Consider the following 20,247-nt stretch of genomic DNA (forward strand, 5'->3'; position numbering starts at 1 on the left):
AACTCATTCCGTTTTTGTTTATCGCCTTAGACGGCAAAAGTGCTGTCGCCCACCTGCGCTTGCGCATACCAGGCCATAAGCTCCGTGGTTCCTGGTTCTCCTTCCGCTGGAGCCCAGTGCGCATAGTCATCGGCAGCCACGGGTTGATAGCCACCGTGTTTTACTTCAAAAATTATGCCACCGGTATCCAGCGACAGCACGGCATGCCAGGTTCCTGCGGCCATCTCCAGCACCGTACAGGTTTCCCCCAATATCGCCCGATGGGTGACGGTACCCCGATCGTCAAAATTCAGCACCACGAAACGACCCCTTAATGGCAACAGTAGCTCGAAGGTGTGAGGGTGTCGGTGCGGGCGCACGTAGGTCCCAGGTCATATTCCTTCCGGCGTCCGGCATTTTACCGCCAGACAGCTCGGGATTCGTGATATCACCGTTCTTGCAGAATACGGTCAGAGGGAAAATACCCGCCGTGAGCATGCAGCGCTGATACGTCAGCACTATCAGTATCGTGAATTTGCCTGGCCCTGGACATTTCGCCTTACCCGTCTTTTATATACCCGGAGCTGGATAAGCAACGAACGTCCTGGCCTGCTTTTCGATCTGGCGACAGGGTGGCTTATGCAACATCGTATTATTCTCCCCGGAGCCACTACGCTGACCCGGTTGATTTCAGAGGTAAGGGAAAAGGCGACGTTGCGCCTGTGGAACAAACTGGCACTGATACCGTCAGCCGAACAGCGTTCACAGCTGGAGATGCTGCTGGGGCCAACTGATTGCAGCCGCCTGTCTTTACTGGAATCACTGAAAAAGGGCCCTGTGACCATCAGTGGTCCGGCGTTTAATGAAGCAATTGAACGCTGGAAAACTCTGAACGATTTTGGCCTGCATGCTGAAAACCTGAGTACACTCCCGGCTGTGCGCCTGAAAAATCTCGCACGTTATGCTGGTATGACTTCGGTGTTCAATATTGCCAGGATGTCACCGCAGAAAAGGATGGCGGTTCTGGTTGCCTTTGTCCTTGCATGGGAAACGCTGGCGCTGGATGATGCATTGGACGTTCTGGACGCCATGCTGGCCGTTATCATCCGTGACGCCAGAAAGATTGGGCAGAAAAAACGGCTCCGCTCGCTGAAGGATCTGGATAAATCTGCATTGGCGCTCGCCAGTGCATTTACGAAAAGCACGTACTTGCTATGATCATTTAGCTGGCGAAGTTGCCGTTAAGATCTATGATTCCCTTTGTCAACAGCAATGGATCACTGAAAATGGTTCAATGATCACATTAAGTGGTATTCAATATTTTCATGAAATGGGAATTGACGTTCCTTCCAAACATTCACGTAAAATCTGTTGTGCGTGTTTAGATTGGAGTGAACGCCGTTTCCATTTAGGTGGGTACGTTGGAGCCGCATTATTTTCGCTTTATGAATCTAAAGGGTGGTTAACTCGACATCTTGGTTACCGTGAAGTTACCATCACGGAAAAAGGTTATGCTGCTTTTAAGACCCACTTTCACATTTAAGTTGTTTTTCTAATCCGCATATGATCAATTCAAGGCCGAATAAGAAGGCTGGCTCTGCACCTTGGTGATCAAATAATTCGATAGCTTGTCGTAATAATGGCGGCATACTATCAGTAGTAGGTGTTTCCCTTTCTTCTTTAGCGACTTGATGCTCTTGATCTTCCAATACGCAACCTAAAGTAAAATGCCCCACAGCGCTGAGTGCATATAATGCATTCTCTAGTGAAAAACCTTGTTGGCATAAAAAGGCTAATTGATTTTCGAGAGTTTCATACTGTTTTTCTGTAGGCCGTGTACCTAAATGTACTTTTGCTCCATCGCGATGACTTAGTAAAGCACATCTAAAACTTTTAGCGTTATTACGTAAAAAATCTTGCCAGCTTTCCCCTTCTAAAGGGCAAAAGTGAGTATGGTGCCTATCTAACATCTCAATGGCTAAGGCGTCGAGCAAAGCCCGCTTATTTTTTACATGCCAATACAATGTAGGCTGCTCTACACCTAGCTTCTGGGCGAGTTTACGGGTTGTTAAACCTTCGATTCCGACCTCATTAAGCAGCTCTAATGCGCTGTTAATCACTTTACTTTTATCTAATCTAGACATCATTAATTCCTAATTTTTGTTGACACTCTATCATTGATAGAGTTATTTTACCACTCCCTATCAGTGATAGAGAAAAGTGAAATGAATAGTTCGACAAAGATCGCATTGGTAATTACGTTACTCGATGCCATGGGGATTGGCCTTATCATGCCAGTCTTGCCAACGTTATTACGTGAATTTATTGCTTCGGAAGATATCGCTAACCACTTTGGCGTATTGCTTGCACTTTATGCGTTAATGCAGGTTATCTTTGCTCCTTGGCTTGGAAAAATGTCTGACCGATTTGGTCGGCGCCCAGTGCTGTTGTTGTCATTAATAGGCGCATCGCTGGATTACTTATTGCTGGCTTTTTCAAGTGCGCTTTGGATGCTGTATTTAGGCCGTTTGCTTTCAGGGATCACAGGAGCTACTGGGGCTGTCGCGGCATCGGTCATTGCCGATACCACCTCAGCTTCTCAACGCGTGAAGTGGTTCGGTTGGTTAGGGGCAAGTTTTGGGCTTGGTTTAATAGCGGGGCCTATTATTGGTGGTTTTGCAGGAGAGATTTCACCGCATAGTCCCTTTTTTATCGCTGCGTTGCTAAATATTGTCACTTTCCTTGTGGTTATGTTTTGGTTCCGTGAAACCAAAAATACACGTGATAATACAGATACCGAAGTAGGGGTTGAGACGCAATCGAATTCGGTATACATCACTTTATTTAAAACGATGCCCATTTTGTTGATTATTTATTTTTCAGCGCAATTGATAGGCCAAATTCCCGCAACGGTGTGGGTGCTATTTACCGAAAATCGTTTTGGATGGAATAGCATGATGGTTGGCTTTTCATTAGCGGGTCTTGGTCTTTTACACTCAGTATTCCAAGCCTTTGTGGCAGGAAGAATAGCCACTAAATGGGGCGAAAAAACGGCAGTACTGCTCGGATTTATTGCAGATAGTAGTGCATTTGCCTTTTTAGCGTTTATATCTGAAGGTTGGTTAGTTTTCCCTGTTTTAATTTTATTGGCTGGTGGTGGGATCGCTTTACCTGCATTACAGGGAGTGATGTCTATCCAAACAAAGAGTCATCAGCAAGGTGCTTTACAGGGATTATTGGTGAGCCTTACCAATGCAACCGGTGTTATTGGCCCATTACTGTTTGCTGTTATTTATAATCATTCACTACCAATTTGGGATGGCTGGATTTGGATTATTGGTTTAGCGTTTTACTGTATTATTATCCTGCTATCGATGACCTTCATGTTAACCCCTCAAGCTCAGGGGAGTAAACAGGAGACAAGTGCTTAGTTATTTCGTCACCAAATGATGTTATTCCGCGAAATATAATGACCCTCTTGATAACCCAAGAGGGCATTTTTTACGATAAAGAAGATTTAGCTTCAAATAAAACCTATCTATTTTATTTATCTTTCAAGCTCAATAAAAAGCCGCGGTAAATAGCAATAAATTGGCCTTTTTTATCGGCAAGCTCTTTTAGGTTTTTCGCATGTATTGCGATATGCATAAACCAGCCATTGAGTAAGTTTTTAAGCACATCATCATCATAAGCTTTAAGTTGGTTCTCTTGGATCAATTTGCTGACAATGGCGTTTACCTTACCAGTAATGTATTCAAGGCTAATTTTTTCAAGTTCATTCCAACCAATGATAGGCATCACTTCTTGGATAGGGATAAGGTTTTTATTATTATCAATAATATAATCAAGATAATGTTCAAATATACTTTCTAAGGCAGACCAACCATTTGTTAAATCAGTTTTTGTTGTGATGTAGGCATCAATCATAATTAATTGCTGCTTATAACAGGCACTGAGTAATTGTTTTTTATTTTTAAAGTGATGATAAAAGGCACCTTTGGTCACCAACGCTTTTCCCGAGATCTCATCTATTGAAACAGCTTGATAGCCTTTTTCAACAAACAATATTCGTGCTGAGTTAACCAGTGATTGATAGGTACTCTTAAAATTTTCTTGTTGATGATTTTTATTTTCCATGATAGATTTAAAATAACATACCGTCAGTATGTTTATGGTATCATGATGATGTGGTCGTGACAATCTTAAGAACATTTAGGTTATTTTATGTATATTGAACAGCATTCTCGCTATCAAAATAAAGCTAATAACATCCAATTAAGATATGATGATAAGCAGTTTCATACAACGGTTATCAAAGATGTTCTATTATGGATTGAACATAATTTAGATCAGTCTTTACTGCTTGATGATGTGGCGAATAAAGCGGGTTATACCAAGTGGTATTTTCAGCGGCTGTTCAAAAAAGTAACAGGGGTCACACTGGCTAGCTATATTCGTGCTCGTCGTTTGACGAAAGCGGCTGTTGAGTTGAGGTTGACGAAAAAAACTATCCTTGAGATCGCATTAAAATATCAATTTGATTCCCAACAATCTTTTACACGTCGATTTAAGTACATTTTTAAGGTTACACCAAGTTATTATCGGCGTAATAAATTATGGGAATTGGAGGCAATGCACTGAGAGATCCCCTCATAATTTCCCCAAAGCGTAACCATGTGTGAATAAATTTTGAGCTAGTAGGGTTGCAGCCACGAGTAAGTCTTCCCTTAGCTTGATAGTCGTTACAGACAGGTTGCTGCACGTCTTTGCGAAAATGAGGCTGTCGAACTCGATGTTTCTGGCCCGAAGCCCCGGTTGACAATTTCTCCCCTCGCCAGTCTTGATGAGCCGGACAGTCTGAAACGACTGAGCAAAATGATCAGTGATCTACTCCCTCCGGTGGATTTAACGGAGTTGCTGCTCGAAATTAACGCCCATACCGGATTTGCTGATGAGTTTTTCCATGCTAGTGAAGCCAGTGCCAGAGTTGATGATCTGCCCGTCAGCATCAGCGCCGTGCTGATGGCTGAAGCCTGCAATATCGGTCTGGAACCACTGATCAGATCAAATGTTCCTGCACTGACCCGACACCGGCTGAACTGGACAAAAGCGAACTATCTGCGGGCTGAAACTATCACCAGCGCTAATGCCAGACTGGTTGATTTTCAGGCAACGCTGCCACTGGCACAGATATGGGGTGGAGGAGAAGTGGCATCTGCAGATGGAATGCGCTTTGTTACGCCAGTCAGAACAATCAATGCCGGACCGAACCGCAAATACTTTGGTAATAACAGAGGGATCACCTGGTACAACTTTGTGTCCGATCAGTATTCCGGCTTTCATGGCATCGTTATACCGGGGACGCTGAGGGACTCTATCTTTGTGCTGGAAGGTCTTCTGGAACAGGAGACCGGGCTGAATCCAACCGAAATTATGACCGATACAGCAGGTGCCAGCGAACTTGTCTTTGGCCTTTTCTGGCTGCTGGGATACCAGTTTTCTCCACGCCTGGCTGATGCCGGTGCTTCGGTTTTCTGGCGAATGGACCATGATGCCGACTATGGCGTGCTGAATGATATTGCCAGAGGGCAATCAGATCCCCGAAAAATAGTCCTTCAGTGGGACGAAATGATCCGGACCGCTGGCTCCCTGAAGCTGGGCAAAGTACAGGCTTCAGTGCTGGTCCGTTCATTGCTGAAAAGTGAACGTCCTTCCGGACTGACTCAGGCAATCATTGAAGTGGGGCGCATCAACAAAACGCTGTATCTGCTTAATTATATTGATGATGAAGATTACCGCCGGCGCATTCTGACCCAGCTTAATCGGGGAGAAAGTCGCCATGCCGTTGCCAGAGCCATCTGTCACGGTCAAAAAGGTGAGATAAGAAAACGATATACCGACGGTCAGGAAGATCAACTGGGCGCACTGGGGCTGGTCACTAACGCCGTCGTGTTATGGAACACTATTTATATGCAGGCAGCCCTGGATCATCTCCGGGCGCAGGGTGAAACACTGAATGATGAAGATATCGCACGCCTCTCCCCGCTTTGCCACGGACATATCAATATGCTCGGCCATTATTCCTTCACGCTGGCAGAACTGGTGACCAAAGGACATCTGAGACCATTAAAAGAGGCGTCAGAGGCAGAAAACGTTGCTTAACGTGAGTTTTCGTTCCACTGAGCGTCAGACCCCGCTTACAAATATTTCTTAAATGAACCAAATGTAATGCTAATACTTAGACCAAATAAAAAAGCCATCGGTATAAATATCGTATTGGGATGGATTGAGAAAGGAACTGATAAATAGATAAGCCATGATAAAATTAACATGGGCTTTATCCACGCTTTAGAATGATAATATAGAAAACTTGATTCACGACCCGCTCCAAACCTTCGAATGTCTCGCCGAACAAGCCCATCGACGCAACCAACAATAGATGCAAGTATGAAAATAGGTATTGAAAGAATCAAAATAACTAAGCGAACCAAAAAAACCAATATAACATTAATAATGGCTTTCACGTAAACGCCTACTGAATTAATATATTTATATATAATAGAACTCTCATCGTTCACTGTTCCATCTATTATTTCAATTAATCCAGTTTTGATAGCAATAAATTGATATGCATTAGTAATAATATTTTCTGCAAAAACTAAAGGCTCAGACAAAATAAAACTATCAACAAAGTCTTTAGTCAAGTAACCAAACTCAGTATTAAGCATTTCTTTACTATGACTATCACCTAGTTCTGGCCAAAAAAATGTTATACCAATACATTCAATTACAATGCTTATAAGAAGTGAAAAAAAAAGGGTAGAAATTATAGAGACAATAAATCCTTTTTTTCTTGTTGTATTCGAATTAGTGTCCGATTTTTCAATATTAGCCATGATTCTTATTTATCCGAATTTAAAGTATGTAAAAAAGCTTTTTCATCATCATCAATGTCCAATGCTAAATGAACTGGTAATTCATTTTCCTGAGAACAATTAATTTCTGAATCATTATCTATTTCAGACTTTTCCCATGCTGAATGTGAACTTAACCACCAGTTTTCACCCGTTGAATAACTTTTGGCCATTTCTTTAGAAAGTGTATTGATGGAATCGGGCATCATAATATCTTGCTCTTTAGACGGAAGCGGCATGCGAACTTTATATAAAACCCCTCCGTTAGTCAGGACAAATGCTTGACCTCTAGGCAACTGTATTAGTTCTGACGGCTCTAGTAATGGCATTGACTCAGTGCTAATTCTGTCTTGAGTGCTCGAAGTAAAATCTGTTTTTGTATCAGGACTCGGTGTATCGCTTGCACCTGATACTACCGTATTTTTATAAATATCAACTTTAGGAAGCTGTGACGTAATAAGTTCTGCTGTTTTAGTTTCACGAACTCGTAGCATAATTATATTATTGAAATTACCTTGCACTTGCCCTGCTTTTGCGGCACTCCCCACTTTAACCTCAATATCTGAAATCGTTTGAGTGTATGCAGTAACATTTATTCCTGCCCCTCGGGCTTTGTTCACAAGTGGAATAAACTCATCTCCCATAATTTCATTTACTTCATCAGTATGTAAACACACATTGATTTTAGATCTATTCTCGCCCGGTAACCCATCATCAACACCATATTTATAAATATATCCAGCTATTGATACCAGATCTGCTAGCATTGAGTTTCCAACCGCAGATCCAACCACCGCATCTGACAGCGCATCAAGTCCAATATAGACAATTCCTTTTTTCCGAATAACTTGCTCCCAATCAAAAATTGGTCGTTCATCATTGATATCCAAGTAGTCGGGGGCTAATAATTGTGCAGTTTTTCCTGTTGTCAACTTCTCTAAAAATGGCATTAATGAAGCAACAATTTTATCAAAGTATGTTTTATCGTATTGAATTGCTGAACGCAAACCTTCAAGAACATCATCACGAATTTTTTTAGCAGCTATATAGTCATAAAGTGCTACGACAAATTTATCTCTTCCTCGCATTGCTAGTGAAACATTCTTGTCATTAATTTTTGTTGCCATTTCGCTAATAGTAATCCATGCTTTCGGATCATGTTTTTCAAAATAGTGCTGAGCATATTCTAAAAATAAAACATCCATATTGTTTGTATAACGATTGATTTGTATATAATCTGGTCGACGACCCAACTCAATTAAAGCTTTGGTAACAATATTAACAAATCGCCAAGCAAACTCTTTAAATGCTGCACTGTTCCCCTCTCCTGCCAGTGGAGCCGAAACCCGTTGTGCAACTTCAGTAATTCGACTAAAACGACCAATAGCATTATACCTAGCCGATATTTCTGGATAACCCAAATGAAATACATAAAACTCGTCTAATCTGCCGTTTCGTTTTGCTTCAGCATACATTCTTATTAATACGTCAGCATCTCCTTTAGGATCAATAACAATAACAGGATCACCTCTAGCTATATCTTGTGTAACAAGTACTTCTAACAGTCTTGTTTTTCCGACACCTGTTGTTCCCAGTACTAATGTATGACCTCCTCTATCCACAAATGGCATCATAATATCAATCTCATCAATTTCAACACCATGTAAGAATGGGTTTCCGCCAACTGGTGGTAATGGTTTCAATGGATTAAACCAACGATTTGAACTAGTACACTTTGCTATAAGGCTTTTTTCATGCTTTTGTTCCAATTGTCTAGCAGCCCTATATATAGGTGATGGTTGAACAAAACGTTTATATTCTTCTCGCCGACATAAGATAATTCTTTGTAAGTGTTTTTGCTCCCATTTAAACCCTCTTCCCAGAAAAAGAAATTTTTGGCTAACAGGGATTTGTTCACTTGTCAGAGAATAAAACGGTAAACGTTTTATATTACGTTTATAACGAATAATTTTTATACCTTGCCTAGCTCGATAAATGCCAAACAGAAGAAATGCCCCTGCAACACCAATATTAACAGAGGATGATAATGCTACTGCCCATGGTGCAAAAAGACAGATCCATGCACAAATGATAGATGTAACTGCACTATACATTTCAGAGGCAGGTCTGAATATCGTTTCAATACCGTGTTCATTACTCATGATTTAATATTTATATTATGTTAACATCTAGGAAAAACTTATTGTTCAACGCTTGTTGCTGTAACTAAAGCAGGATATAGTGTTAATTGAAACTTCTCTGCTAACTCATCACCAGGCATGGCATATATAGGGATTTTAGTAATAGATTTTAACATTTTAAGCTGATTGACATCATTTATGTTGACGGCGACCCCCACTAACCCATCAATCGCTTCTAGATCATTATTTCTTGCTTTTAACCACTCAATTGAAAGATCATCAGCACCTAAAATGATAAAAGGATTTAATGTGGGATAATCAACTTGATAAGACTCAAACCTACCTACAGAAAGTTTTTCGCTGTGGACAGGTAAATATGTTCCTTCATCAATTTTCATGTTTTCTGGAGCTAAAAACTGCTGTTGCTGTTTGCTATATTCATCTTGAGGATCTAACATATCATAATATATTCCCATTGAATTCCCGCCATAGTCCCTAATAACATTCAAATCAGCCATTGCAGAATGTGTAGTAGTTATAGAAATGATAAAAATTAAACTCAATGCTCTTTTGAATATAAACATTACAAATCACCCAATTCAATTTGTCTCCACTTACCATCTTGATTTTGTATCAAAATAGGCAAGGTATTTTTTCCTAAGTGTTCCCATTGACCATTATTGTGATTTAATGTAATTTCACCACTCTTTACTCTATCAAGAGGAAGATGATTTAGGTTGGCCCACTTTTGGACCGCTAGATCATCATGTTTGGTATTCAACAAATAAATATCAATTTCCTTGTTAGTTTTCAATGCTTTACCTAATAATATTTCTCCCCTGACATTATCATTAACATCGATAAATAAAACTATTCGTTCCCCCTCATAATTTAGAGGTGCGACAAAATTAGGATTATCATCCAGTTCGATGGGTAATGTGTTTGGATAAAGTTGCTTAAACATACGATTATAAATTCGTTGAAATTCAAGTTCTTTAGCAGTACGTTCAAATTCTTTTTTTACGAGAAGTTTTGCGTAATGTTCTCGTTCTTCTTCTGTTTCAGATTCAACGCCAAGAGTTGTTAGAGGATCAAGATTAGGAGACCAATATCGTCGCCCTTTTTCATTAATAAGGTTTTCATATTTTTGCCATTCTGTAACTGTTAATCCCCAAAAAGATGCTTTTTCTTTAATTTTCTCATCTTGCGTATTCCTAGATTCCTTATCAAATTTTTCAACTGATTCAGATTCAGTGGAATCGGTATTCTTAGAAACTAGGTGAGAATTAGCTAATAAATTCCAAGAAATAAAACTTAATAGCAATAACAAGCATATTTGTTTTTTTAGTATCATATTTACACCTTAATCTATCGTTAGAGTATAAGCTTGTTGCTTACTATTTATTAATTTCACCGAATTCTTATCAATTTTTGCAACTTTCCAAGAATCTAGCTGATCACCTTCATTTACAAATTTTAACGATGATAAAGATGTAGCATCTTTAGGTAGAAATACAGCCACTAACTCACCTGATCTAAATTCAATGCTAGACAATTGATATTTGAAATTTATTAAACTTGCTGCTTTATTCTCTGTATTTTTTCGTGTTGTATCTGTTGATTTATTATTATTTGATAGCATCATTGTGATTTTTTGGATGATTTGTTGTTTAAACTGTTCGAAAGATGTAGCAATACCATCTAATGATTCTTGTTGCATTTTTTGAACATTTTTAACTGCGTCTAATTCAATTTCAATATTTGTTATAGCTGTTTCAAGATTATCTAATTTGCTATCGAGATTTTGATCATTTAGAATTAGTTGTAATGACATTATATCCTGTTGACTACGTGCAGAGCGTGTATTCAAATTATCATAATCTACATTGATTTTTTTTTGCTCTAATTGAATTTCACTTAATTTTTTTTCTAATGCATTGATATTATTTACACTTACATTATTTGTGTTTACTTTTTCCAATAATTCGTTGTAGCTATTGGATATTAATTGATAATTATCATAGTTATTGAGAGATAAAAACAACGTTATCGCTATTAATGTAAAAAAAATTGCAAATACACCACATATCATAATTACCATTTTTTTAGTTATAGTAACTGGTCCGTTTATATTTAATTTATTTACTAACGTATCCTTCATTTTTTACTTCCTCTAATATCAATAGTATTTTTAGAATCTTTTGTTTCTATTATTTTCGGTGGGACTTTATAGGTATCAAGTTGAGGTTCTTGTTTAACTGAGGATATAGGTTGTTGTTTTCGAAAATATCCCTTTTTTAGTTGAAAGCAGATCTCTCGTTCTACATCGTCAACAACTAAATTCCAAGCAGGCCCAGCCATAACATATAGAGCATCATTTAATGAAATTGGTCCAATTTTATATTGAACCTTGGGTAAAGTACTTTCATAAAGAATATTGATATCTGAGTTAGTGCAAAGAGAATAGCCCGATTGGTTTAACACATATTCCATTCCATCTTTAACCGTTAAGTTTAAATTTTTAGGTAGTGAAATATTTATAATTTGCTCTAATACATATTTATGAGTTGGATCGTCTAGTTCAACAATGGTATATCGATCTGTCTGCAAAACTTGGGTAGACTTAGATTCTATTTTAGTTTTAGAGGCAATAGTTTTAGAGTTATTTGTACATCCCATTAATACAAATATTGGAAGTAATGCTAGCATAGAGATAGCGATTTTCATTGTATTTACCCTTAGATATATAATGTGTAGAAAGTAGAAAGGTAAAATGCAATCATGGATGAGTAAACAAATAAATCAATTCTGAGTATAACAAAAAACCCATTTATCAAAATGGGCTTCTTGTTTTTTTGTATATATATAATTAATATAATTAGAATTGAAGATAACTCAATAAAAGTGACGAAATGCACTTTCCCCTCAAAAATCATGCAATTTCATACACATTTTCGATTCGCTATTAAGTAAGCTGAGTTGAACCGAATAAATAAGTCTGTTTCTAAACAGTCTTATTTGGCACGCGTTAACGCACTAAGGGCTACTGATTTTTTACCATTCAGTTTTGGTGTTGTTATTAGTCATTATAGAACAAACAAGGTAAATACCACTGTTTTTCCTGCTACAATGGTATTTACCCTGAACTGAGTTCTTTATTGTATACATTTAAAAAATTGAAAAGTGAATCAAATAAACTCTGATAAACATAAAGCCCTATCGGTTTTTATGCATATGTTGTAACTTACACAGAGTTGTTACAATCATCCGTATATTTTATGGGTTTCTCTCTAGATTTTTCACTGCCTTTTGCATATCACGAAATAATTCAGGATCACCTTTAGTATCCCATATCATTACTGTCTCACCATTTTCAACTTGACTAAAAATCTCAGTAATTTGCAGTTCTATTTGATATTGTAAGATCGCACAAGCACGACAAAAATCAAAATCTTCATAATTATCAAAGTCATTCGGATGAATCCGATGAATATTTGATTTTTTTTGTTTCATAGATCATTTTACTCTCTAATTGGTTTAAGACGTTATATTAAACTTAGCAAAAGTCAATGTAAATAATAAATAAAACTAATGAGAAAAATAAAAAATCAAACTCATAAATCTAATATCAAATCTGATTGAATTAATCTTTATATTAATAGTCCGAATAATCCAACTGTGGTCCATTACGCTCATAAATTTCATTTCGAACATCCGAATCATCATCACATTCCTCTATCGCATTTTTTAATGACTTACTCAGATAGTTTCGGGCTTTAATGAGAGATTCTCCTGTTAAATCATCTTTAGTCACTCTTATCATCCCTAAAGCCACATTAATAATCTCTTTAATTTCGGCTGGAGTTGTTCTATCTAATGCATCCCCTAAGTCTTTATCACTGATATAGCAATCTTGCGGAAGATACATTTTGGCGCACTCAGCTGCAGCTTTACTTCTAAATGCGCTAACAGAAATAATTTTATCAATTCTACCAGGTCGTTTACTTATTCGAGGGTCAATTCTTTTAGGATAGTTAGTTGAAAATATAACATATGTACCAGCTTTATTCCTTGGTGTTAGACTACCATCCAAAAAACTAAGTACTGAAGCATTGGCTTTATATAATTCATCAATTTCCTCGGCAATAATTAGTGCTGGTCTTTGTTTTTTTGCTGCCTCTTCACAAGCTAAGAAAAAACTATCTCCCGTGGCATAAATAACCACAACATCATTTCTATGAATAACAGATAAAGCTTTAGCGATAGTGGTTTTTCCAGTGCCAGGAGGTCCAGTTAACAACACTTTTCTCATACCGGATTGACCATAACGGGTATAAAGATCAATTTCAGTAAAAAATTGGTTAAAATCATCCTCTAAAATTTTATATCTTGGATGATTAGAAAATCGTTTAAATTCTTCTAATGTTTTTGGTTGAACTCTCCAGTAGCAAGCTGAATTATTATAGTAAGATATTTCCCACACACCTTTTTTGGGTAAATTTCTTATGATCTTCTTTGTTCCTGTATCACAAATATCATGTAATAATAACAATGCTTTCTCTGTACCAATTGTGTATTCAATTGATACTTTAGAGTTCAATACAGAGCGTAAAATATGAACTGTATGCTCATTATTAAGTTTAATTCTAAAAAAACCCGATGCATCATTAAACATAAGACGTCGCCCTTTACCTGTTTTTATAACAACAGGTAAAGCATTTGATGACATTAAGGGAGATGGCAATCGCTCTATATCAAGAAGGCTACAAATTTTATTTTTACGTCGATTAATGAGAATATCGCTGATTTTACGAAAATAATCTGCATCTTTTACGAGGACACCAAAATCTTCTGGATAAAGACTTTTATGTAAATCAATGGCGTGTTGCCACATTGGTATTTTTTTTAGTGTTTTAGATTTAACGCTCATACTAATCATCCCTTCTTTTCAAAATAGGCTTACCTTTCTTGTCTGCAAAACATGTAAACTTACAGCCTTCTTTGTAACGTGAGCAACCAAACCACGTATATGATCCTTTTTTACTTTCACCTTTGCGTTTTATCAGTTCACCACTACTGCATTCAGGGCATCGAAACGATATTGCTTTAGTCGCATATGTGTTTTGAGCTAAAACGGTTGTTCTATGTGTTTGTATCAACTGATTTACAAAAATATATTGCTTACGCATAAATTCGCTTTGCTGCTGTTTACCCGAGGCAATATCTTCCAGTTCTTGTTCCCATAACGCAGTCATACCAGGATCTTTTAAAACTGAAGGTAAAGCATCTATCAATGCGTAAGCAATATTCGTTGCGATTATATTTTTCTTTTTTCTCTCAATATAGTTGCGTTTTTCAAGTGTACCGACAATATTGGCTCTTGTAGCTTCAGTTCCTATTCCTGATGTTTCTTTCAACATTTTTTTTAATTTTGGGTTTTCAACATATTTTGCAATTTGCTTCATTGCATCAAGCAAACTACCATCATCAAAATGTGCTGGAGGTTTAGTTTGTAATGCTCTAATATCCGTCTTTGTAATACTACAAATATCACCTGACAATAATGATGCTGGTAATTTTTGCTTATCATCAACATCTTCAGCATTTTCGATGTTTTCATTAACGAATAACATTTTCCAACCACGTTCAACTTGAACCGTTCCACGGGCCTGAAATTTTTCACTAGAGCTTGTTAAATTAACCACTGTTTTATCAACCTCACTATGCACCATGAAGTTAGCTAAATAATGACGTCGAATCAAATCGTAAACTTTAAGTTCATCGTCACTAAGCTGTGATAATTCAGCAATCTTAGCAGTAGGGATTATCCCGTGGTGGGCAGTAACTTTTTTATCATTCCAAACACGAGATTTGAGTTCTAAATTGACGCTTGTCAAAAACTTGGCCATTTCTGGGTCATTTTTCATAATAGCAGAGACTATCGTTCGAGCTTCATCAAACATTGACTCAGGTAAATATCCGCAATCAGTTCTTGGATAAGTTGTAAGTTTATGAGTTTCGTAAAGTGATTGTGCAACATCCAATACTTGCGTCATTTTCATACCGTATTTTTGGGAGCATGCTTTTTGTAAATCGCTTAAACTAAAAGCTAAAGGTGGGGCTATTTTAACTCTCTCAGTGTTAATATCTGTCACTTTTGCTTGTCCAGAATTTTGTATTCTCTGGGCTATTTGTCGTACAAATGATTCATTCAAACATCGCCCAGCATCATCGATATATTCTTTAGGGATCCATTTTGCATTGAATGATTGAGATGTTTTAGATAAATGAATATTAATATCGAAGTAGGGTTTAGGTTTGAAATTCTTAATTTCCCTATCTCTATCAACAATCAATTTCAACACTGGGGTTTGAACTCGTCCTACTGACAATACGCCATTAAATCCTGCATTTCGACCAAGCAAAGTGAATAATCTGGTACTATTTAAACCAACAAGATAATCTGCTTTTGCTCGTGCTTGTGCAGCTAAATATAGTGGATAAGTTTCACTTGCTCCCTTGAGATTGCTTAGTGCTTTTTTTATGGAAACATCATCAAGAGCTGATAACCATAACCGTTTTGTTACACCTCGCCAATTTAATCGTTCAAGAAGTGTCCATGCAATCGCCTCCCCTTCTCTATCTGGGTCTGTAGCAATCACAATCGTTTTTGCTTTTTTTACTAACGATTGAATAACTTTATATTGCTTTGATGTTGTCTTCTTAACATTATATAACCATTCTTGAGGTAAAATTGGCAAATGATCGATATTCCAATTTTTAAATTTTTCATCATAATATTCTGGCTCTGCAAGCTCAAGTAAGTGACCAATACACCAAGTAATACATGCTGAACCATCAGCACTACGATTAAACCCATTATCTTTTATCGTTACTCCGATATGATTTTGAATATCTTTTGCCTGACTAGGTTTTTCGCAAATAAATAAAAGCATAATATATCCTCATATATTTTAATTATATGAGAATATCAATTAGTTTATTGATAACTACATTTAAATAGAAATCAAATTGAATAAATTAAAATAATTTATTCAATTAAAACACATATTAAAATAACCAGCATATAAAAAAAGCGCAAACTTTGCGCATTTTACTTAATTTTAAGAAACGGATTATTCATTCAAGCTTTCATGTTTAGTGTATTATATTTTTTATTCGAGTAACCCGTTACTGTTAGTAATGATAAAATAACTGTAAGTATTAAAATCTTATCCAAAATTTATGATCCTTACTCTAAAATAAAAATGTCTACTGCCAATAACTTTCTCTTAGTCATTATTAGTAACTGGCTTATAACGACTAGGCCAAATTTTTTCTACAGGAACTTTTAAATATTCTGCAATAATTCTTTCGTATTTAGGGCAGTGACGGTATAACGCATTTCTCAATGTATCTGGACTTAAACCACTACTGCGAGACAATCCCCTTAATGTAAAGCCTCTGATTTTTAATTCACCCACTACTCTTGATGGAACCCAGTCTTTATTTCTCATAGCAATCTCCAATTTAAATCCTATCCACACCACTTTTATTGAATCATTAGTCACTTTTAATAACTAAATAACATGAATCATATGCCTTGGATACATCATACCGTATCGAGCAAAAGGTATATCGTCATCAAAATCCATTGACGGTTCATTAGATGGTGTTTCTTGCTGTTGTGCAGCTGCCGGCACTGAGGATTGATTATTTGCACTTTGTCCCAAATTTTGCGATGTAGTATCATCCAACTTACTATTAAGTCTACCTAGAATTTGTAATGTTCCATTAATATTAACCACGACCTCAGTTGTATAACGATCTGTTCCTGATTGATCTTGCCATTTCCGAGTTTGAAGCTGTCCCTCAATATAAACTTGCATCCCTTTTTTAAGATATTCGCCAGCAATTTCAGCTAATTTACCAAACACGACAATTCGATGCCACTCAGTTTTATCTTTTGCTTCACCAGTTTGCTTATCTTTCCAAGTTTCCGATGTTGCAATACTAAAATTTGTAACAGCTCCACCATTGGGTAAATAGTGCACTTCAGGGGTGGTTCCTAAATTGCCTACCAAAATTACTTTATTGATTCCTCGACTTGCCATTTTAATGCTCCTATATATTAAATTTGTTAAAGTTAAATACCATTACTAGGCATATTTTTCCTTATTTACATATCAAAGTGGTTATAGTAAATAACCCCATCAGCACACAACCAACCATTATTTGCAAGTGGAAAAATCAGAAAATTAACAGTCCCTTTTGATATCAATTTGCAATTATTTTCAGTTTTAAATATTAGCCATACATTTTGATTATTAAGTAATCCAAGATGATTACTTTCATTTATTGAATAACTTAAGGAAAATGCCCATGATATTATTAAAATAATAATAGCCAGTAAGTTTGATTTTATGCTTATAAGTAATACAAAAATAAATACAACTAAAAAAATAATATTGAATATGCTTAAAATACTTATTAATTGATGATTGGATAAATCGGTTGTTAGATAAAGAGCAATATTCGAAACTAACATCAATTGTATGCTTACCATAATAATAAAAAAAATTGACCCACTATTCTCTGTTTTCATTTTTACTTATCCATACAGGTTTTATCATCAAATTGATTCAACTCATCAAATTTAGGTAACATTTCATTGATTAAATGCCTGATTCGAATACATATCCTCATTTGAAAATTTAACGTTAAACGATCAACTTCCAGTTGCCGAATAAATTTTTTATCCTCATAACTCAAATTGTTTTGTTCCAAGGCATCTAATATCAATTGTTTTCCTTCAATTTCAGTACGACTGGTTTTACCATCAACAATGACTATTTTCTTATACTTCCAACTTAAATACACTGAACCATTGGATAAGCGTCTTTTTTTTAAATAAAAAGGTAAATACTTAATTGGTAATTTATCCTTTGTGTCATTGATGAGTCTTTCTGCAATATTTTCTAATCTAGAAAGGTAGGATTCAATTTCTTGTAAAATAGTTTCATATTCCCCCTTACCTTTAAAAGGCTTTAAAAGGCCTTTTAGGGATAGATATTGTTCTGCAAATTGATAATCTAATAGAGAAAGTGTATTTGCATATTCATCTTTATAAAACTTATTCATTAGATAAACACCTTATTAAGTTAGTTCATGATTGATATAGTTCTGTCTCGAATTTTATCTGCATTTAATATTTCTTCTGGTACAATTCCGAATAGCTCAATAGCTTTAGTTGCTAACGGGGTATTATCAACAAAATCTTTTCGAGTTACGCCTAGGCGTTTATATTTAGTTATATAAGTAATTAACGAACGTAATTCATGAGCAATCATATTTTGCCTATCTGATGCATCACCACCTTTGATTAATGAAATATGCTTAGCTAGCTGAACTTTTCGGACAAATAAATCAAATTTACACAGTAAAAATACTAATTGATAACCACTAGGTACATTAATAAATAAGCTCAGATCGACGGGTTTAACTGATGTCGCATCACTTATTTTAAAACCAGACGGTACTGATTTAAGTATTTCATCAATACGATAATTCTCAAGCTCTAATAATTTTTCAATTTTAGTAATATGTTCATAGAACTTAGTCAATCTAATGTCTGCATAGGGGTCATCAAGACGTGTTGCTATTTCAATAACTTTTAAATAAGCAATAGCTCTTGTCATACTTTGAATCGGATGCTTATCATCAGTTTTTTTTCTGCCATACCAGATTTGAATTGCGGGAACACTATGAAGCTCTATTCTAATATCGCTTCGTAAAACACCTACTTGATTGGTTTCAATTGTTTCCATGTAAATACTCCTATTTAAATAAAATAAATTTTAAGTAACAGTAAATTAACTACTCAGCTCACTGTTACCCCCCGTAACAGTAAATTAACTACTCAGCTCACTGTTATCCCCCGTAACAGTAAATTAACTACTTAGCTCACTGTTACCCCCCGTAACAACACTTTTAGGGTTAACCTCAAGTAACATATCTTTCAATGGGTTCAAAAGTTCCTCTATCTTTTCTTTGCTAATCACCCTCTTCTCAACAGGTAAGTTACTTAAAATTTTCTGTTTAGGAACTTCATCTGTTGGGGTATTTAACGTGATTAGTGATGTTTTCTGATTACTTGTTGGAATGAGGTTATATTCACCTCGAGCGGCTTTTTGTATATTTGTCACAAGATAAGCAGTCATATTTTTTATTTTAGTAATATCTTTCTGAGAGATCGTTTTAATTACATTATTGGCAATTTGTATATCTAAACTATTTTTAGTTATCGCACTGATAACATCATTCAATCCTTGCCCAAGACAAGCTTTGATATTATCTGGAATATCTAACAAAATATTACTATCAGTAGTACTACTATATAAACTACTAGTACTACTAGATGAATCATAACATGATGATTTTTTTGGTAGTTTCTTTTGGGAACTCTGTGAATTCAGACTCAGTTCACTTTTGGAACTTAGTTGTTTTTTACTTAATTCCTTTTGAAAACTTGGTGTTTTTTCACTTAGTTTCTTTTGGGAACTTAATAAATTCTGTAAATGATTGAGTAACGATGATGCAATATTATTAAAATTGTAATTTATATCGGTTTCAGTTTTTGCATCGTTAATGTGCAAAAAAATGTCTTTTTCTGATTGAGTGCTTTTATTGATATACGTGCTAACTAGATTGTATGCCAACATAGCTAATGATTTTGTAATGCTACTTTTATTTAGCATTGATGTTAAAATATGTATAACACTTTCATCAATTATCTTTTCAAGAGGCAGTGCTGTATTATGAAGAATATAAATATTACCCATAATTTGACCATTACTACTGCTTCGAATCATTCTAAATGACAACCAGCCTGATAAAACTAATCTAGAAAGTATTTCTCGCACAGTTTTTCTAGACAATGTACCTCCTTGGTTCCCCCACAACTTTTGTAAATTATCGTAAGTTGGAAAATAGTTACTGTGCTTGTATTTTTGTAGTTCAATATACAACCGTTGCCAAGCATATTTATCTAATGAAGTAATTGAATCGTCTTCTAATAAAGCTCGAGGCATTGAGTCATATTGATTGCCTGCAAAAAACATAGCAATCTTTTCATCAGAAGAATCGCTTTTTATCTTCTGTTCTACCAACGCATTGCGTAATGAGTTAATTTGATTTTCGAAATCTACCATAAT

General features: G+C 36.0%; 18 protein-coding genes and 5 pseudogenes. 5 read left to right on the forward strand and 18 right to left on the reverse strand.

Annotation, left to right across the window (positions count from 1 at the left end):
- Window positions 1-26: 26 nt before the first annotated feature.
- Window positions 27-371, reverse strand: a pseudogene (locus tag J3U66_RS02665) (WbuC family cupin fold metalloprotein); the annotation flags it as partial.
- 1 nt (window position 372) lies between these two features.
- On the opposite strand from J3U66_RS02665, the pseudogene J3U66_RS02670 reads away from it, so the two are divergent.
- Both J3U66_RS02670 and J3U66_RS02675 read left to right on the forward strand, forming a co-directional pair.
- Window positions 373-1,194, forward strand: a pseudogene (locus J3U66_RS02670) (DUF4158 domain-containing protein); the annotation flags it as partial.
- A pseudogene (locus J3U66_RS02675) lies at window positions 1,160-1,522 on the forward strand (transcriptional regulator); the annotation flags it as partial. The pseudogenes J3U66_RS02670 and J3U66_RS02675, both read left to right, overlap by 35 nt.
- On the opposite strand, the gene tetR(B) reads toward J3U66_RS02675, so the two are convergent.
- The gene (gene tetR(B), locus J3U66_RS02680) at window positions 1,500-2,123 is read right to left on the reverse strand and encodes a tetracycline resistance transcriptional repressor TetR(B) (RefSeq protein ID WP_000088605.1); all 624 of its coding nucleotides are present in this window, start codon (window positions 2,121-2,123) and stop codon (window positions 1,500-1,502) included. The pseudogene J3U66_RS02675 and the gene tetR(B) overlap by 23 nt on opposite strands.
- 81 nt (window positions 2,124-2,204) lie before the next feature.
- On the opposite strand from tetR(B), the gene tet(B) reads away from it, so the two are divergent.
- Entirely contained in the window at window positions 2,205-3,410 is a 1,206-nt protein-coding gene (gene tet(B) / locus J3U66_RS02685; RefSeq protein ID WP_001089072.1) for a tetracycline efflux MFS transporter Tet(B), read from the forward strand.
- Window positions 3,411-3,522: 112 nt separating this feature from the next.
- On the opposite strand, the gene tetC is transcribed toward tet(B), so the two are convergent.
- Window positions 3,523-4,116 (reverse strand): tetracyline resistance-associated transcriptional repressor TetC, encoded by a 594-nt coding sequence (gene tetC / locus J3U66_RS02690; protein ID WP_000428546.1) that lies wholly within the window; start codon window positions 4,114-4,116, stop codon window positions 3,523-3,525.
- An 87-nt stretch (window positions 4,117-4,203) separates the two neighbouring features.
- On the opposite strand from tetC, the pseudogene J3U66_RS02695 reads away from it, so the two are divergent.
- Window positions 4,204-4,599: pseudogene (locus J3U66_RS02695) on the forward strand (helix-turn-helix domain-containing protein); the annotation flags it as partial.
- Between the two features lie 111 nt (window positions 4,600-4,710).
- Window positions 4,711-6,108, forward strand: a pseudogene (locus tag J3U66_RS02705) (Tn3-like element Tn3 family transposase); the annotation flags it as partial.
- Between the two features lie 68 nt (window positions 6,109-6,176).
- Here the strand turns inward: J3U66_RS02705 and J3U66_RS02710 are convergent.
- The 15 genes from J3U66_RS02710 to J3U66_RS02780 form a co-directional block, all read right to left on the reverse strand.
- Window positions 6,177-6,875 (reverse strand): TIGR03747 family integrating conjugative element membrane protein, encoded by a 699-nt coding sequence (locus J3U66_RS02710; RefSeq protein ID WP_267347869.1) that lies wholly within the window; start codon window positions 6,873-6,875, stop codon window positions 6,177-6,179.
- A gap of 5 nt (window positions 6,876-6,880) precedes the next feature.
- Window positions 6,881-9,055 carry a type IV conjugative transfer system coupling protein TraD gene (traD, locus tag J3U66_RS02715; protein ID WP_267347871.1) on the reverse strand — a complete coding sequence of 725 codons (2,175 nt, stop codon included), beginning with the start codon at window positions 9,053-9,055 and terminating at the stop codon, window positions 6,881-6,883.
- A gap of 38 nt (window positions 9,056-9,093) precedes the next feature.
- On the reverse strand, window positions 9,094-9,618 hold the full coding sequence (locus J3U66_RS02720; RefSeq protein WP_267359829.1) for a PFL_4695 family integrating conjugative element protein: 525 nt from the start codon (window positions 9,616-9,618) through the stop codon (window positions 9,094-9,096).
- Entirely contained in the window at window positions 9,618-10,388 is a 771-nt protein-coding gene (locus tag J3U66_RS02725) for a TIGR03759 family integrating conjugative element protein (RefSeq protein ID WP_267347872.1), read from the reverse strand. The genes J3U66_RS02720 and J3U66_RS02725 overlap by 1 nt, the downstream gene beginning before the upstream one ends.
- A gap of 9 nt (window positions 10,389-10,397) precedes the next feature.
- On the reverse strand, window positions 10,398-11,195 hold the full coding sequence (locus tag J3U66_RS02730) for a hypothetical protein (RefSeq protein ID WP_267347873.1): 798 nt from the start codon (window positions 11,193-11,195) through the stop codon (window positions 10,398-10,400).
- Window positions 11,192-11,761, reverse strand: coding sequence for a hypothetical protein (locus tag J3U66_RS02735; protein WP_267347874.1), 570 nt, complete (start codon window positions 11,759-11,761; stop codon window positions 11,192-11,194). Before J3U66_RS02735 ends, J3U66_RS02730 begins: the two co-directional genes overlap by 4 nt.
- Before the next feature lie 549 nt (window positions 11,762-12,310).
- Complete coding sequence (locus J3U66_RS02740; protein WP_267347876.1) at window positions 12,311-12,547, reverse strand: hypothetical protein; 237 nt, start codon at window positions 12,545-12,547, stop codon at window positions 12,311-12,313.
- A gap of 142 nt (window positions 12,548-12,689) precedes the next feature.
- A complete protein-coding gene (locus J3U66_RS02745; RefSeq protein ID WP_267347878.1) occupies window positions 12,690-13,964 on the reverse strand; it encodes an AAA family ATPase in 1,275 nt (424 codons plus the stop codon).
- Between the two features lies 1 nt (window position 13,965).
- Window positions 13,966-15,990, reverse strand: coding sequence for a DNA topoisomerase III (locus tag J3U66_RS02750; protein ID WP_267347879.1), 2,025 nt, complete (start codon window positions 15,988-15,990; stop codon window positions 13,966-13,968).
- Window positions 15,991-16,326: 336 nt separating this feature from the next.
- Window positions 16,327-16,551 (reverse strand): helix-turn-helix domain-containing protein, encoded by a 225-nt coding sequence (locus tag J3U66_RS02755; RefSeq protein ID WP_267347881.1) that lies wholly within the window; start codon window positions 16,549-16,551, stop codon window positions 16,327-16,329.
- A gap of 63 nt (window positions 16,552-16,614) precedes the next feature.
- Window positions 16,615-17,148, reverse strand: a complete 534-nt coding sequence (ssb, locus tag J3U66_RS02760) for a single-stranded DNA-binding protein (RefSeq protein ID WP_267347882.1) — start codon at window positions 17,146-17,148, stop codon at window positions 16,615-16,617.
- Between the two features lie 65 nt (window positions 17,149-17,213).
- Window positions 17,214-17,639: a hypothetical protein gene (locus tag J3U66_RS02765; RefSeq protein WP_267347883.1), complete on the reverse strand. Its 426-nt coding sequence runs from the start codon at window positions 17,637-17,639 to the stop codon at window positions 17,214-17,216.
- Window positions 17,640-17,641: 2 nt separating this feature from the next.
- A complete protein-coding gene (locus tag J3U66_RS02770) occupies window positions 17,642-18,175 on the reverse strand; it encodes a DUF3158 family protein (RefSeq protein ID WP_267347885.1) in 534 nt (177 codons plus the stop codon).
- Window positions 18,176-18,195: 20 nt separating this feature from the next.
- Window positions 18,196-18,861, reverse strand: a complete 666-nt coding sequence (locus J3U66_RS02775; RefSeq protein ID WP_267347887.1) for a PFL_4669 family integrating conjugative element protein — start codon at window positions 18,859-18,861, stop codon at window positions 18,196-18,198.
- Window positions 18,862-18,984: 123 nt separating this feature from the next.
- Window positions 18,985-20,244: an STY4528 family pathogenicity island replication protein gene (locus J3U66_RS02780; protein ID WP_267347889.1), complete on the reverse strand. Its 1,260-nt coding sequence runs from the start codon at window positions 20,242-20,244 to the stop codon at window positions 18,985-18,987.
- Window positions 20,245-20,247: the final 3 nt, after the last annotated feature.

Source organism: Gilliamella sp. B2969, assembly GCF_026536195.1.
Taxonomy (GTDB): Bacteria; Pseudomonadota; Gammaproteobacteria; order Enterobacterales; family Orbaceae; genus Gilliamella.

Coding starts and splice junctions, on each gene's coding strand:
- J3U66_RS02735 (WP_267347874.1), bottom strand. CDS start 11,761: ATGAAAATCGCTATCTCTATGCTAGCATTACTTCCAATATTTGTATTA.
- J3U66_RS02725 (WP_267347872.1), bottom strand. CDS start 10,388: ATGATACTAAAAAAACAAATATGCTTGTTATTGCTATTAAGTTTTATT.
- J3U66_RS02755 (WP_267347881.1), bottom strand. CDS start 16,551: ATGAGAAATAAAGACTGGGTTCCATCAAGAGTAGTGGGTGAATTAAAA.
- J3U66_RS02780 (WP_267347889.1), bottom strand. CDS start 20,244: ATGGTAGATTTCGAAAATCAAATTAACTCATTACGCAATGCGTTGGTA.
- J3U66_RS02775 (WP_267347887.1), bottom strand. CDS start 18,861: ATGGAAACAATTGAAACCAATCAAGTAGGTGTTTTACGAAGCGATATT.
- J3U66_RS02770 (WP_267347885.1), bottom strand. CDS start 18,175: ATGAATAAGTTTTATAAAGATGAATATGCAAATACACTTTCTCTATTA.
- J3U66_RS02745 (WP_267347878.1), bottom strand. CDS start 13,964: ATGAGCGTTAAATCTAAAACACTAAAAAAAATACCAATGTGGCAACAC.
- traD (WP_267347871.1), bottom strand. CDS start 9,055: ATGAGTAATGAACACGGTATTGAAACGATATTCAGACCTGCCTCTGAA.
- tetC (WP_000428546.1), bottom strand. CDS start 4,116: ATGGAAAATAAAAATCATCAACAAGAAAATTTTAAGAGTACCTATCAA.
- J3U66_RS02720 (WP_267359829.1), bottom strand. CDS start 9,618: ATGTTTATATTCAAAAGAGCATTGAGTTTAATTTTTATCATTTCTATA.
- J3U66_RS02710 (WP_267347869.1), bottom strand. CDS start 6,875: ATGGCTAATATTGAAAAATCGGACACTAATTCGAATACAACAAGAAAA.
- J3U66_RS02740 (WP_267347876.1), bottom strand. CDS start 12,547: ATGAAACAAAAAAAATCAAATATTCATCGGATTCATCCGAATGACTTT.
- ssb (WP_267347882.1), bottom strand. CDS start 17,148: ATGGCAAGTCGAGGAATCAATAAAGTAATTTTGGTAGGCAATTTAGGA.
- J3U66_RS02730 (WP_267347873.1), bottom strand. CDS start 11,195: ATGAAGGATACGTTAGTAAATAAATTAAATATAAACGGACCAGTTACT.
- J3U66_RS02750 (WP_267347879.1), bottom strand. CDS start 15,990: ATGCTTTTATTTATTTGCGAAAAACCTAGTCAGGCAAAAGATATTCAA.
- J3U66_RS02765 (WP_267347883.1), bottom strand. CDS start 17,639: ATGAAAACAGAGAATAGTGGGTCAATTTTTTTTATTATTATGGTAAGC.